This window comes from Nonomuraea sp. NPDC052265 (genome assembly GCF_044547985.1).
In the GTDB taxonomy this organism is placed as follows: Bacteria; Actinomycetota; Actinomycetes; order Streptosporangiales; family Streptosporangiaceae; genus Nonomuraea.
In genome coordinates, this window is sequence record NZ_JBIUBJ010000006.1 from 59,228 (window position 1) to 73,109 (window position 13,882).

General features: G+C 69.9%; 13 protein-coding genes. 8 read left to right on the forward strand and 5 right to left on the reverse strand.

Going from position 1 to position 13,882, the window contains the following annotated elements:
- The first annotated feature begins 66 nt into the window (after positions 1-66).
- The gene (locus tag ACIHAD_RS19840; RefSeq protein ID WP_397355955.1) at positions 67-333 is read left to right on the forward strand and encodes a DUF3303 domain-containing protein; all 267 of its coding nucleotides are present in this window, start codon (positions 67-69) and stop codon (positions 331-333) included.
- Positions 334-361: 28 nt separating this feature from the next.
- Here the strand turns inward: ACIHAD_RS19840 and ACIHAD_RS19845 are convergent, their stop codons facing one another.
- Entirely contained in the window at positions 362-1,612 is a 1,251-nt protein-coding gene (locus tag ACIHAD_RS19845; protein WP_397355956.1) for a cryptochrome/photolyase family protein, read from the reverse strand.
- 341 nt (positions 1,613-1,953) lie between these two features.
- Here ACIHAD_RS19845 and ACIHAD_RS19850 point away from each other — a divergent pair, with 341 nt between their 5' ends.
- From ACIHAD_RS19850 to ACIHAD_RS19860, 3 genes are all read left to right on the forward strand, one after another.
- A complete protein-coding gene (locus ACIHAD_RS19850; RefSeq protein ID WP_397355957.1) occupies positions 1,954-3,423 on the forward strand; it encodes an SDR family oxidoreductase in 1,470 nt (489 codons plus the stop codon).
- 151 nt (positions 3,424-3,574) lie between these two features.
- Positions 3,575-6,295, forward strand: coding sequence for a CARDB domain-containing protein (locus ACIHAD_RS19855; protein ID WP_397355958.1), 2,721 nt, complete (start codon positions 3,575-3,577; stop codon positions 6,293-6,295).
- A 156-nt stretch (positions 6,296-6,451) separates the two neighbouring features.
- On the forward strand, positions 6,452-6,688 hold the full coding sequence (locus ACIHAD_RS19860; protein WP_397355959.1) for a hypothetical protein: 237 nt from the start codon (positions 6,452-6,454) through the stop codon (positions 6,686-6,688).
- 235 nt (positions 6,689-6,923) lie between these two features.
- Here ACIHAD_RS19860 and ACIHAD_RS19865 read toward each other — a convergent pair whose 3' ends face one another.
- On the reverse strand, positions 6,924-7,442 hold the full coding sequence (locus ACIHAD_RS19865) for a beta-class carbonic anhydrase (RefSeq protein ID WP_397355961.1): 519 nt from the start codon (positions 7,440-7,442) through the stop codon (positions 6,924-6,926).
- Positions 7,443-7,725: 283 nt separating this feature from the next.
- On the opposite strand from ACIHAD_RS19865, the gene ACIHAD_RS19870 reads away from it, so the two are divergent.
- Positions 7,726-8,163: an NUDIX domain-containing protein gene (locus ACIHAD_RS19870; RefSeq protein ID WP_397356369.1), complete on the forward strand. Its 438-nt coding sequence runs from the start codon at positions 7,726-7,728 to the stop codon at positions 8,161-8,163.
- A 207-nt stretch (positions 8,164-8,370) separates the two neighbouring features.
- Here ACIHAD_RS19870 and ACIHAD_RS19875 read toward each other — a convergent pair whose 3' ends face one another.
- A complete protein-coding gene (locus ACIHAD_RS19875) occupies positions 8,371-8,781 on the reverse strand; it encodes a hypothetical protein (RefSeq protein WP_397355962.1) in 411 nt (136 codons plus the stop codon).
- Between the two features lie 151 nt (positions 8,782-8,932).
- Between ACIHAD_RS19875 and ACIHAD_RS19880 the strand changes: the two genes are divergently transcribed.
- The 3 genes from ACIHAD_RS19880 (at position 8,933) to ACIHAD_RS19890 (ending at position 11,292) form a co-directional block, all read left to right on the forward strand.
- The gene (locus ACIHAD_RS19880; RefSeq protein ID WP_397356374.1) at positions 8,933-9,070 is read left to right on the forward strand and encodes a hypothetical protein; all 138 of its coding nucleotides are present in this window, start codon (positions 8,933-8,935) and stop codon (positions 9,068-9,070) included.
- A complete protein-coding gene (locus ACIHAD_RS19885) occupies positions 9,021-9,752 on the forward strand; it encodes an SDR family NAD(P)-dependent oxidoreductase (protein ID WP_397356370.1) in 732 nt (243 codons plus the stop codon). Before ACIHAD_RS19880 ends, ACIHAD_RS19885 begins: the two co-directional genes overlap by 50 nt.
- Before the next feature lie 274 nt (positions 9,753-10,026).
- Positions 10,027-11,292: a valine--pyruvate transaminase gene (locus tag ACIHAD_RS19890; protein ID WP_397355963.1), complete on the forward strand. Its 1,266-nt coding sequence runs from the start codon at positions 10,027-10,029 to the stop codon at positions 11,290-11,292.
- Between the two features lie 53 nt (positions 11,293-11,345).
- On the opposite strand, the gene ACIHAD_RS19895 is transcribed toward ACIHAD_RS19890, so the two are convergent.
- Both ACIHAD_RS19895 and ACIHAD_RS19900 read right to left on the reverse strand, forming a co-directional pair.
- Positions 11,346-11,936 carry a hypothetical protein gene (locus tag ACIHAD_RS19895; protein WP_397355964.1) on the reverse strand — a complete coding sequence of 197 codons (591 nt, stop codon included), beginning with the start codon at positions 11,934-11,936 and terminating at the stop codon, positions 11,346-11,348.
- Positions 11,937-12,423: 487 nt separating this feature from the next.
- The gene (locus ACIHAD_RS19900; RefSeq protein WP_397355965.1) at positions 12,424-13,872 is read right to left on the reverse strand and encodes a non-reducing end alpha-L-arabinofuranosidase family hydrolase; all 1,449 of its coding nucleotides are present in this window, start codon (positions 13,870-13,872) and stop codon (positions 12,424-12,426) included.
- Between the last annotated feature and the right edge of the window lie 10 nt (positions 13,873-13,882).

Here is a 13,882-nt window from a genome sequence, read left to right on the forward strand (position 1 = left end):
AGGCGGCCGTGGGCCGACCGATCGTACGGTGGCGAGCAACGGAAGCGATCACTCGTCGGAGGGCAGATGTTGTTCATGGTGATCGAACGATTCCGCAGTCAGGACGCGAAGGCCGTCTATCGGCGATTCCGGGAGAAGGGACGCATGACCGACGAAGGCATTGTCTTCGTCTCCAGTTGGGTGACGGCCGATCTGGGCCGTTGCTTCCAGCTCATGGAATGTGACGACATCGCACTCCTGCAACGCTGGGTCGCCGAGTGGTCGGACCTCACCGAGTTCGAAATCGTACCGGTGGTGTCCGGAGCCACGACCGCCGCTGCGCTCGACGGCTGATCCAGGGAGCCGGCCCTGGTCGCGCCGGTCAGAGCATCGGACGGGGGTAGCCGCTCGGGGGAGTGCTCAGCCGCCACGGCTGATGGACGTCGGCGGCGGGGACTGCGGCGAGCTCGGGGACGTAGCGGCGCACGTAGTCGCCCGCCGGGTCGAAGCGCTGTGCCTGGCGCAACGGGTTGAAGCCGCGGTTGGGGCGCGTGTCGTTGCCGGTGCCGGCGATCCACTGCCAGTTGCCCGAGTTGTTGGCGATGTCGCCGTCGAGGAGCTGCTCGAAGAAGTGCCGGGCGCCGGCGCGCCAGTCGATCCCGAGCACCTTGACCAGGTAGGAGGCCACGATCAGGCGGGCCCGGTTGTGCATCCACCCCTCGGCGAGGAGCTGGCGCATGCCGGCGTCCACGATGGGGAGGCCGGTCATGCCCTCCCGCCAGGCCTGCAGCGCGTCCTCGTCGTCGCGCCAGTGGTGGCCGCGGGGACGGTAGTCCGCCCGGTTGATCCGCGGGAAGGCGTACGTGACCTGGTGGTAGAAGTCGCGCCAGCACAGCTGGCGGAGGAACGCCTCGCCGGCTGAGGCCAGGTGGGCCAGTTCCAGCGGGGACAGGCAGCCGAACCTCAGGTACGGGCTCAGGCGGGAGGTGCGGTCACCGGCCAGGTCGTCGTGGCCGTCGGCGTACCCCGGCAGGGCCCGACGGATCCACCGCCGGGCGCGGTCGCGGGCGGCGGCCTCGCCGCCGGGCATGGGTTCCGGCCGGTCCGGGACCGGCAGCCGCCCGGCGTCGAGGCCGTGGGGCGTCGGCACGTGGTGAGGCGCCGGGAGCAGGGGACGGTGCCGGTGCCGGCTCCAGGAGCGCCAGTACGGCGTGAAGACCCGGTAGTGATCCCCGCCCCCGGACGGGGTGAGCGTGCCGGGCGGCACCACCGTCACCCCGGGGAAGAGCTGGTACGAGATCCGTTCGCCGGCCAGCCGGTCCTGCCTGCGCCTGGCCAGCAGGCTGACGTCGGCACTGGCGAAGACCGCCTCGGCTCCGGTTCCGTGGACGAGCTTCATGGTCTCGGTCACGACGTCGCCGTGCCGTACGATCAGGTCCCCGCCACGTGCCCGCAAAGACGCCCGCAGGTCGGCCAGGCACTCCAGCAGGAAGCCGCGGCGGCGCCCGGCCGGGACGGTCTCGTCCAGCACGAACAGGGGGAGCACGGCGCGGGCGCGCTCGCAGGCGGCCGTCAGGGCCGGGTGGTCGTGCACCCGCAGGTCCCTGTTGAGCAGGACGATCACCGCATCCATCGACGGCTCCTTCGGTCGTGTCACACGACGTGGTGGCGCTGGCCGCGCTCGTCCGGATACGGGGTTCTCGCAGGTAGGTGGCGGCTTCACCGCGGGCGTGGCGGCGGAACACGCCGAGCATACCGAGGCAGTGCCGCAGGACGTCGGCGTTCCGCCCGATCGACGCCTTGACCGCCATGGCCTCGCGGAACGCCGACCCGTACTCCTCGGGCGCCCGCCTCGGCACCGCCACCCGCGACCCGCCACAACCGTGCACCTCGGCCATGCCTCACAGATGCCCACGGGCCGCCCCCGCACGCCTGCGTGGCATGACGCGTGGGGGACGGGGAAGGTGCGTGGGCATGGCATTGTGCCTGGTCACAGGGGCAACGGGTTACATCGGCGGGCGGCTGGCCCCTGAGCTGCTGGCCGCCGGTCATGAAGTGCGATGCATGGTGCGCTCGGCCGCACGCCTGCGCGACCTTCCGTGGGCGGAACGGGTGGAGGTCGTCGAGGCCGACGCCACGGACGCCGACCGCGCGCGCCGGGCGCTGGACGGGGTGGAGGTCGCGTACTACCTGATCCACGCGATGGGGACGAGTGGCCGGTTCGCCGAGCGGGACCGGCTGGCGGCGCGCACGTTCGCGGCCGCGGCGGCCGAGGCGGGCGTGCGGCGGATCGTCTATCTGGGCGGGTTGACAGCGGACGAGCGGCTTTCGCCGCACCTGTCGTCGCGGGCCGAGGTGGGGGAGATCTTCCTGCGGGGCGTGGTGCCGGCGGTGGTGCTGCGTGCCGCGGTGATCATCGGGTCGGGGTCGGCCTCGTTCGAGATGCTTCGATACCTGACCGAACGGTTGCCGGTGATGACGACGCCGCGCTGGGTGCGCAGCCGTACGCAGCCGATCGCGGTGCGGGACGTGCTGCGCTATCTGGTCGCGTGGGCGCGGGTGCCGGGGACGGTCAACCGGGGGTTCGACATCGGCGGGCCCGACGTTCTGACGTATGCCGACATGATGCATGGCTATGCCGCGGTCGCCGGGCTGCCGCCCAGGTTGATCATTCCGGTGCCGCTGCTCACCCCCCGGCTGTCGAGCCTGTGGGTGGGGCTGGTCACGCCGGTCCCCGCGAGCATCGCCCGTCCGCTGGTGGAGTCGCTGCGCAACGAGGCCGTGTGCGGCGAGCACGACATCGTCCGCCACGTACCGGATCCCGAGGGCGGGCTGGTCGGCTTCCGGCAGGCGGTGTCCCTGGCGCTGATGAAGATCAAGGAGGCCGATGTCGCGACGCGCTGGTCCTCGGCGTCCACACCGGGCGCGCCGAGCGATCCGCTGCCCACCGATCCCGACTGGGCGGGCGGCAGCCTGTTCGTGGACGATCGCAGCCTGGCCGTGCAGGCGAGCCCGGAGGCGTTGTGGCAGGTGATCGAGGGCATCGGCGGCCGTAACGGCTGGTACTCGCTGCCGATGGCGTGGCAGCTGCGGGGCCTGGCCGACCGGCTGGTGGGCGGGGTGGGGCTGCGGCGCGGCCGGCGCGATCCGGCCCGGCTGCGGGTGGGCGACTCGATCGACTTCTGGCGGGTGGAGGAGGTGCTTCCCGGACGGCTGCTGCGGCTGCGCGCCGAGATGCGGCTGCCCGGACTGGCCTGGCTGGAGCTCGGCGTCACACGCTCCGGCGGCCGGACGATCTACACGCAGCGTGCCGTCTTCCATCCGCACGGACTGCTCGGCCAGCTGTACTGGTGGGCGATCTCGCCCTTCCACGGTCTGATCTTCGGCCGGATGCCGGTCAACGTGGCCGCCGCAGCCCGGCGCAGGGAGCGGATGCCGTCCTGACGGTCGCTCCAGCGAACCCTACGCGCGGGATCGTCCGTCGTGAACGGGATTGAGTAGGGGCTACTCAGGCGCCCTCGTCCCCGTCCGGAGGACCATGCGCTTCATGGCGACCCTTGTGAAACGTGGAGCGCGAACCCGGCGCCGGGGGTGGATGATCGGCACGCTCGGAGCGCTGCTGCTATCCATCACCCCCGCGCTGGCCATGCCGTCCGCGGCGGCGGCGGCCCCGAACCGTTCGCTGACCTTCTCCATCGACTACCTCTTCCAGGTCGAGGACCCGGACGGCGGCGGCCTGGGGGACGGGGACTACTTCCCCAGAGTGCAGATCGGCGACGGCCCGGTGGAGACCGGACCGAGGATCGAGGACGACGAGTTCGAGCCGCTGGGCCTGCCCGAGGCGCCGAACGGCTGGGTGTTCACCGACGCGAGCCTGCCCGGCGACAAGGACACCGTGGACATCACGGTGGCGATGTGGGACTGGGACTCCGGGCTGAACACCGAGGACGACCGGATGGACATCAGCCCCAAGGACAACGACCTCGAACTGAACCTCGTCTACAACTTCAGGACGGGCGCCCTGACCGGGGATGACGACTCCTTCGTGTACGGCAGGCCCTGCACGCACTCCAACGGCCTGCCGAAGGGGCAGAGCTGCGTCGAGGGCGGCGGCGACCACGGATATCCGCTGGCCAACGACGGCAGGATCACCCGGCTCGGCATCAGCGTCCTCAACGACGTCGACGCGGACGGCATCCCGGACACCGTCGAGATCCACGGCGTCCGCGACCGGACGGGCACGATGGTCGCGGACCTTCCCGCGATGGGCGCCGATCCGTGCCGGAAGAACCTGATCCTGCAGACCGACTTCATGGCCGACGCCACCCCGGCCACCAGGCACTCCCACGAGATCAAACCGGGCGCGGTCACGCTCGTCCGCGACGTGCTCGACGCGTCCCCGCTCAAGGCGACGAACCCCTGTCCTTATCCCGGAGGGACCCGGCGAGACGGCATCGGCTTCATCCACAGGCCGGGCGTGCGAATCCCGCACCAGAGGTTCATGGGGCTGGAGAACAACGCCGACTTCCGCGCCGCCCGCGCCGCCGACCTGCCGCCGGAGCTGGCGCCCTACGCGCACTACACGATCTTCGCTCACGACCTCACCCGCACCGAGAACGGGAGCACCTTCAACGACCCCGGCAGCTCCGGCGAGTGCTGCGAGCCCACCCGGGACAACAACAAGGACTTCATCGTCACCCTCGGCACGTGGAGGCTCATCTGCGTCGCGGACTTCGGTCTCGACTACCGAGGGGACGCCATGCTCCAGACCACCCGCTCAGGCGACGACGTCATCGACGGCGACCAGATCCTCGTCGGCGACAACGGCCGCTGCGACTCGACCAGCGGGCACCCGACGGACCTTCAGGTGCTCACCCCCGGCACGGGGGACGCCGACGCCAGGGTCGGGACCGAGGTGGACCAGGCCGGCACCCTCCTGCACGAGCTCGGGCACGCACTGGCCCTGCGCCACGGCGGCAACACCAACGAGCACTACAAGCCCAACTACCTCAGCGTCATGAACTACTTCTTCCAGACGGGCATCCCCAACGGCCCGCCGCCGCTGCTGGTCGACCACTTCCGCGAGTGGCAGAAGGGCGCTGTACGGCTGGGCTTCTCGGACGGACGGCTGCCCCCGCTGGTCGAGAGCGGCCTCCTGGAGAACAACGGGATCTCCGACGGCACCGACTTCACCTTCTGGTGGACCGACAACCGCCGGGCCCCCACCGGGCCGCGGCTCCTCAGATCCGGACGCGGCAACGGTCCGCTCAACTGGAACGACAGCACCACCCCAGGCACCAACGCCCCCGTCTTCGAGACCGCGGGGATCCCCCAGAACATCAACGGTAGGGACGGGCTGACCACCTTGCAGGATCACGACGATTGGGCGGCGATCAGGTTCAGGGGGCCCGGGTCTCCGGACGCCAGGGGCTGGGCCTGCAGCGACTACCCGGCCGGTTCACCGGCCTGCGCCGGGACGGGCGGCTCCGGCGGCAGAGAGCTCGACTTCAGCTCCGTGATCCAGCAGGAGATGGCCTTCTTCAACCGCTTCGACCCCGACGTCGAGGTCGCCAAGAGCGTGGACAAGGCGGACGCCGAACCCGGCGACACCCTCACCTACCAGGTGAAGCTGGAGAACACCGGCTCGGGGACGGCAGCCTCGATCGAGGTCGCCGACACTCCGCCCACCGGCCCGGTCCAGAAGCGGCAGGTGCCCTACCTCGGGGAGGAAGGCATCAGTACGCAGACCTTCACCTACGCGATCCCGTGCGAAACCGCCGACGCGGCCGTACTGACCAACAAGGCGACGGCGACCGCGACGGACGAGGGAGGCGGGGCCGAGGCGAACACCGGCAACAACACGGCTGAGGCCACGACCAGGGTCCACGCGCCCCGGCTCACACTGGAGAAGACCGCGCCCGCCACGGTGAACGCCGGTGAGGAGATGAAGATCGACCTCCGGGTCGCCAACGTCGGCAGCGGCACCGCCACCGGGGTGACGCTCACCGACACGCTGCCCGCCGAGGTGTACTACAGCCAGGCCCTGGACCGGGGACCCGGTCCCAGGCCGAGCAAGGTCACGCGCAACCCGGACGGGACGACCACCCTGACCTGGTCGCAGGAGGCCCTGGCCGGCGGCAAGGAGCTGGCCGTGCGGTTCACGGCGAGACCCGGCCTGCTGCACACGGCCGGCGCGCGCCTGACCGACACGGCCTCCGTGGTGTACGGCAACGCCAAGGGCTGCACCTTCCCCCCGGTCACCGCCTCCGCGAGCACCACGGTCACCGAGGTCGCGCCGACGCGTGATCCGCGCTAGCACGGCTACTGGAAGACCCACCCGCAGGCTCGTACCTGGGAGCTACTGGCCCGGGTCCAAGCCACCGATCAGCGGTTCGACGCCTCCGCCGACGGGGAACTGGACAACTCCGAGGCGGGAGCCGTCCTGAACGCGGGTGGCCCGCAACCGGGCCCGGTGCGGTTCCAGCTCCTGGCGACGCTGCTGGACCTGGCCGCGCGGCAGATCAACGCCTCCACCCGCATCGACTCCGCGCTCTCCCGCGGACTTGGGGTGCGTACGGTCGGTGAAGCGGTGAGGTACGCCTTCGCGACCCTCACCGAGCCGCTCAACAGCACGACAGCGGGCCGGTACTCCGACACCACCGCCCTGCTGGACGAGATCGTCAACAACCGGAGCGAGGTCTACGAGTAGAAGACCGACTGCGGCGCTCGCCGGCCCGCCCGCCCCGCGAGCCGGTGGACGCGAACTGGGTGAGCAGCCACCACGGATCGTGAGGGCCGTTCCGGCGAGCAGCCTTAGCGACCGCATCCCCATTCCGAACATTTCCCACCCTCTCCGGCCGCCGGAAAGCGCGCGCCGGTGCGGACCCGCATCCGATCGCCCCGCCGCCACAGTGACGCGGCAGTGGTCGAAGAGGGGGCGGTCGTCAGTCGCCGGCTACTCCCGCGGCGTCCGGCTTGACCTCGTTCAACCGGCCCGTGGCGACGTCGTAGACGAACCCGCGGACGGAGTCCTTGTACGGGATGAACGGGTCGGCCTGGATGCGTCCGACCGACTGGCGCACGTCCGCCTCCAGGTCCTGGAACGCCTCGGCGGACCAGTCGGGCTTGACGCCGACGTCCTGGTAGATGGCGTTCTTGAAGCCGTCGTCGGTGAACGTCAGCATGCCGCAGTCGGTGTGGTGGATGAGGATGATCTCGCGGGTGCCCAGGAGGCGCTGGCTGATGGCCAGGCTGCGACGTTCGCCCGCGGTGACGACGCCGCCGGCGTTGCGGATCACGTGCGCGTCGCCCTCGCGCAGCCCGAGCAGGCCGTAGACGTTGAGCCGGGCGTCCGTGCAGGCCACCACGGCCACGCCCCGGGCGGGCGGCAGCGGCAGGTCGCCGGAGTCGAAGGCGGCGGCGTAGCGTTCGGAGTTGGCGATCAGCTGGTCGGTGACGCTCATGGGGGAAGTCCTCCTGTCACGTGCCGGCGGCCCGCGGCCATAATCCACATTCCCTACTGACTGTACATGTTATTGTTCCGGTGTGTAGCCCCCGTCAGTGGTGGACGCGGCGAGCGGTCCCTGCGTTCGCGTCCACCACCCGCGCCGGCCTTCCCGCCGTGAGAGCAGCAGATCCCCTCCAGCAGCCGTACGATCCCGGGCCTGCCCTCCATCGGCAGCCACTCCTTGGGCGGATGGCGCGTCCCCCGCCCGGCCCCGGCAGCCGAGGTACCGTGCGCAGGTGATGCAGGTACGAGTCACCGGCGTGGTCATCGAGGACGGCCGGATCCTCCTTCTCGACCAGGACGCCGACTCCGGCCGCTCGTGGTCCCTGCCCGGCGGAAAGGTCGAACCGGGCGAGCCCATCGGCCACGCGCTCATGCGGGAGATGCGCGAGGAGACCGGTGTCGAGGTCGGCGTGGGCCGGCTGCTCTACGTGTGCGACCACCTGCCCGGCGGCGACACCCACGTCCTGCACATGACGTTCGAGGCCACCCGCACCGGCGGCACCGTCGGCGCCACCGCGGCGGGCGCCGACACCACCCCGATCCGCGGCGTGAAGTTCGTACCCCTGACCGAGCTGCCCGAGCTCGGGTTCACCGACCGATTCGTCGAACTGGCCCAGGCCGGATGGCCGGGAGCTGGAAGCTACATGGGCGCCAAGACCAACATCGGCCTGTGAAGCTGCTAAATAATCTACGTTGTAAAGGCGGTGGGCCGATTGCTCATTCCCGCCATCGACCCGGGGTCGCGGACCCTGCGGGCAACCGGCTGCGGCCAGATCAGGCTGAACCCCGTCCGTCTGTCGCCGTTACGCGGACGTCCTGGGCCGCTCGGGGCCACGTAGGGGGGCGGTCGTCCTGGTGCTCGGCGGCGCGACAGCGCGGTGTCAGACGTTCTCGCCGGTCGTGGGGCCGGTGTCCGGGGTGCCGCCGATGCGCGTGAGCACCTGCCGGCTGAGCACCACGTCGTGCGGCAGCCGCCTGAGTTCGGCCGCGTCGGCAGTGACCCCCTGCCGTTGAGCGATCTGCTGCAGCGCGGCCCAATGGTCTGCCTCCATGTCCTGCGCGGAACGGCCGCTGAACGGCTCGTCGGGCCCGACCACCACCCGCGCCGTCTCCTGCATCTCGGATGCCGACGTCGCGGCCCAGCGCTGGGAAGAGCTCCACCCCCGGTCGTCCAGGAGCAGCACCCGCGTCCCGTCGAGGAGTTCCGCCTCGTGACGCGCCGAGACCGTGACGGTCTCGGCCGCCTGGTCGTCGACGTCGACGAACGTCACCAGACGCCTGACAGCGGTCATGTTCCCCTCCTCGGCACCAGTATCCAAGACGCACTGCCTTCTGGGAGGGGCCGATTCCTTTTTGCGGTGGCCGGGGTCTACATGAGGGATCGGCCCGCACGCCGGGCCGATCCCTGGGCGAGAAGCTCTCGGCCAGGGCGTCGTTGAGGCTGTGGTCCTCGGCGTGCAGGGTGAACAGCCCTTCGAGGAAGCCGACGAACCCCGCCCAGGGGTCGGGGTCGGCCGGCGCCGTCGTGATGATGTCGTCAAGGGCGGCGAGCCGCTGGGGCAGCACCGCGCCGAGGAGTGACTCGCGGGTGGGGAAGGCCGCGTCCTTCGCCGCCGACGTGCGCGACCGCGACAGGTTGCTCGCCGCGCTGGACGCCGTCACCGAGCGGTTCGGCGGGATCGACGTGCTCTATTACGGGGCCGCGTCCACCGACCTGGACGCGCCCCGCCGGTCGATCACCGAAACCACCGCCGCGGACACCCGGGAGGCGATGGACATGGTGTACCCGGCGATCGACGCGGTCGGCAGTGTGCTGCCCGGGATGATCGAGAGAGGAGAGGGCGGCCTGCTGTTCGCCGGCGGGCTGAGCGCCGTCCTGCCGATGCCCGCACTCGGCGGTCTGGCGTTGTCGTCGGCGGCGCTGCGCAACTACGCCGTGACGCTCAACGCGGCGCTGGCGGAGAAGGGCGTCTACGCCGGATGCCTGACGAAGCGTCGGTGTTCTGGCTGGGGCCGCACCCGCCTTCGCCGCCGCTCAGACCGCCGAGTCGGTGACCGCCGTGGGCTGGCCGACACCGGACTGGTACCTACAGGGCCCCTACCAGACGCTGGCCGCCTGCGATCTCGCCTTCGAGGACGCCGCACAGACCGGTCAGTACACGGGGCTCGTCTACTGTCATTGGTTCCGCGGAGGTGGCCCTTATCTGCCGGGCTTCTACTACGAGGTGTACATCCCCTGATCAACAGGCGCACCGGGCGGTGATCAGATGGGTCGGGGATCTCGTAGTCGACTCGGCCCAGTGGTTCGCGTCCGGCTCGCCCTTGCCATATCCGGCCGTCCCCGTCCGCCGTGATTCGCGTGCCTGGTCCGTACGGCGGAGTGTTGCGACCCGGCCTCCTGTCACAAGACCACGAACCTGCCGGCGCACGCCGTCACCGCCTTGTGCGGCGACGGCGAATGCGGTGGACTCACGTGACCACGAGAAACCGGGGATATGCGCCGGTGTCTGGCCGGCCCCGAGAAGGGACACGCAAGAATGAAGTTATCGCGGAGCGGCCAGAAGATGTCCGACATGTCAGGCCTGCGCAGCATCATGGAGGACGTCGCGACCTCCACCGCCTCTGGAGCATCGGATTGGCTGAACCTGAGCATCGGCAACCCCGCCCAGATCAAAGAGGTCATAGACGCCTGGAAGGACCTGACCGCAACGGTCGTGGCAGAGGATTTCGCCTGGACGAGCAGCCGGTACGGACCTTCGCGCGGCATGCCCGCCATGGTCGAGGAGATCGTCGCGTACTTCAACGCCCACTACGGCTGGGACCTGACAGCGGACAACGTCGTGGTGGGACCGGGCAGCCAGATGCTCTTCTTCATCGCCACCGCGCTGTTCGCCGGCCAGGTCGCGGACGGCTCGTTCCAGCGGCTGGTCCTGCCCATGACACCGGACTACCCGGGCTACCTGGGATTGTCCACGGACCCCGACGGCGTGACCGGCATCGCCCCCGAGGTCGAGCTGACAGGCGACAGGTCCTTTCGCTACGCCTTCGACTTCGAGGCGCTGGAACGATGCCCCGAGATCGGCATGCTTCTCCTGTCCAGCCCGAGCAATCCGACCGGCCGTAGCATCGACGGCGACGAGCTCGCCCGGCTGATCGACGTGGCACGGCGCCGTGACGTGCCGCTGATCGTCGACCACGCCTACGGCACCCCCTTCCCCCGCGTCGCCGCCTCCCGGGTGGCGCCGCAGTGGGACGAACACCTGATCAACTGCTTCACCCTGTCCAAGGCGGGCCTGCCTGCCGAACGCATCGGCTTCGCGATCGGGCCGTCCCGATACATCCGGGCGATGGTGTCGTTCATGGCCAACTCCGTCCTGCACGCTCCGCAGCTCATGCAGGCGGTGGCGGCCAGGGCGCTGTCCTCAGGGTTGCTGGACCGGCTCGCCACCTCGGTGATCAGCCCGTTCTACCGAGCCCGTCGCCTCTACGCCGAGCGCCTGCTGGCCGATCTCCTGCCGGATTCCGTCAACTGGCGGCTGCACGCGGGAGAGGGCGGGATGTTCTGCTGGTTGTGGATCGACCACGACTGGTTCGATGACATGGCCCTCTATCGGCTGATGAAGACCAAGAAGGTCTTCGTCGTCCCCGGTCGCCACTTCTTCGGCAAGCCGATGTCGACCGCCTCGGCGGCGCCCCACGCCAATCGCTGTTTCCGGATCAGCCTCACCGCGGACGAACACGTGATCGCCGAGGGCGTGGCGAGGATCGCCGAAGGTCTGCTGGAACTGCGCCACTCCGTCTGAGGCTCATGCCGCCCTGCCCCCACCGGCGCCGGTGTGCGTCCGCGCCGGGCGGGTCAGGAGATTTTCTGGACGATCCCACCGGCTGCGGACCGCTCGACGGCGGCGAGGAGGCGGTGGGGGCGCAGGGCGGTCTCGAAACTGGGGTGCGGCGCGGTGAAGAAGTCCGTCATCGCCTGCAGTTCGGGCCATCGTTCCAGACCGGCATGGTTTTCCTGGCGCCCGGGGAAGAGTGCGTCGATCGCCAGGAGGTGCTCACCTCCGGCCGCGAAGCTCAGCAGGTTGTTGGCGTTGACGTTCCACCAGGCGCTGTAGACGCGTGCTCCCTCACTGAGCCGCCGGAGCACGGCGGGGTCCGTCCCGAGGCGGTCCCACTCGAACAGAACGGTGGCCGAGCCGAACCGGCCGACGAGCACGGGGTAGGCGTCATGTTCGGGTGGCCCGATGGCGTCGAGCGTCGCCGGCTCATGCAGTCGGTAGCGCGCGGTCCCGGCGAGCCGGGTGGCGACCTGGTCCAAGGTGAACGCTCGCCCGTCGTCGGGGACCACCACCGTCCAGCACATGCCCACGTCGAGCCACTGCGTGCTGTCCCTCAGTCGCCGGTAGTGCTCGCGCAGGTCCGTGGTCGGGGGCCGTCCGGTGTTCAAGCAGGGCCCCTTGGCTCAGTGGGAACAGACCTTCGAGATCATCCCAGAGGTGCGGCGGACCGGCCAGACATCGGAACGAAGAACTCTCCACCGACGGGCTGAGCATCTCCCACCTGGAAGCGGGCCTCACCCGAAGGCGCCTCGGGCGGCACGCCGCCCTGATTCGTTCCGGATCATCTCCGGGGGCATCCGGGGAGCCGGGAACCATGGTCATGCCGTCCGGCCCGCCGATGAAGAAGTCCCGGCTGTCATCGGCTCCACATGACAGGAGTCATGACCGGGCTGGAGGAGGGGGCGGGTGCGTCGTTCCCGCGCATCCGCGGCCCGCCCGCGTGTGGTGAGGCCGCCGGTCCTGGGGGCGCCGCCCGGGGTGGCCGCCGGCTGAGGCGCCCCACGGCCTTGAGCGATCACCGGTGGCTCGGTACCGGGCGTGATCGCTCAAGGCCGTCTCGATGTGCGCGGGACGATCAACCCGCGCTCAGCAGGCTCAGCGCTGGAGTGTCAGGAGGCCCGGCCGGTAGGGCAGGAGGCCGTAGTCGCCGCCGGAGCTGGGGCTGCGTCCCTGGTAGAGGAGTTGGAGGTTGCAGGGGTCCACGGTGAAGGTCTGGTCGGCGCTGGTGCGGATCAGTTCGCCGTGGCTGATGTCGTTGGTCCAGGTGGCGCCGCTGTTGGCCTTGCCGGCGAAGGGGTTGGCCTCGGTGGCGGCTTGTGGTGTCCATGTGCCGTTCAGGCTGGTGGCGGTGAAGGAGCGGAAGTAGCGGCCCTGGGCGCCGATCGCCTCGACGAGCATGAGGTAGCGGTTCTGGCCCTGGAGTTTGTAGACCTGGACGGCTTCGAACAGGTTGTTCGTCGTGTCGCTCATGACCACGGTCGAGGTGGTGCCGAAGCTGCCGGGGAAGTTCCCGATGGGCATGGTGGCCCGGTAGATCTTGCCGTTGTCGCCGGCGAAGAACAGGTACATGGTCGTGTCGTCGCCGATGAGGGTCTGGTCGATGGGGCCGGTGCCGGAGCCGGAGATGCTGCCGGAGAACAGTGTCTGCTGGGCTGACCAGCCGTTGGGGTTGGTGGGGTCGCTGGAGGTGCGGTAGGAGAAGGCGGTTCCGCCCCACTGGTAGGCGAGTACCCAGATGTTCTTCGGGGCGAAGTAGAACAGTGTGGGCGCGACGGTGCCCGAGGACATGGCGTTCTGGCTCGCCGAGGCCATGTCGGACCAGTTGGTGAAGGGGCTGAAGTTCATCGAGCCCCACTTCGTCCCGGTGTCGTGGGTGGTGGCGTAGACGAGGTGCCTGCCGTTGTAGGGGGCGACGGTGAAGTCCTTGAGGGAGACCCAGCCGGACTTCGGGGTCGCCAGCGCGCCGGTCGAGCTCCAGCGGTACGCCGACGGAAGATCGCATCCCGGGTTCTGGGTGCCGCCGTCGACCTTGACGAGCTGCCATTGCTGGTTGGCGCCGCCCCAGTCGTCGTACTGGACGATGTTGGCGCCGTCGGCGGTGGAGGCGCCCTGGACCTCCAGGGCCTTGCCGCTGTTGCGGTTGATCAGGCGTACGTGGCCGTCGGAGCTGTCGGTCAGCCGCCACTGCTGGTTGTTGCCGTTGAGGTCGGCCCATTGCACGATGGCGCCGCCGTTGGCGGTGGAGAAGTTGTAGACGTCCAGGACCTTGCCGGAGTGGCGGGACTTGATCCGGTAGTAGCCGCCGCCGGAGTCGACGAACTGCCATTGCTGCTGGTTCTGGTTGTTCCTGGTCCATTGGGTGATGCGGCCGCCGTCGGCGGTGGACAGGTTGTAGACGTCCAGGGCCTTGCCGCTGTTGCGGTTGACCAGGACGTACCAGGCGTTGGTGTCGACGGTGGCCGCGTCGGCGGGCTGTGTGGCGACGAACTGGCTCGCCAGTAAGGTGGCCACCGTCGCCAGGACGGTCAGGAATCTGAATCTCACGTCTGCGCCT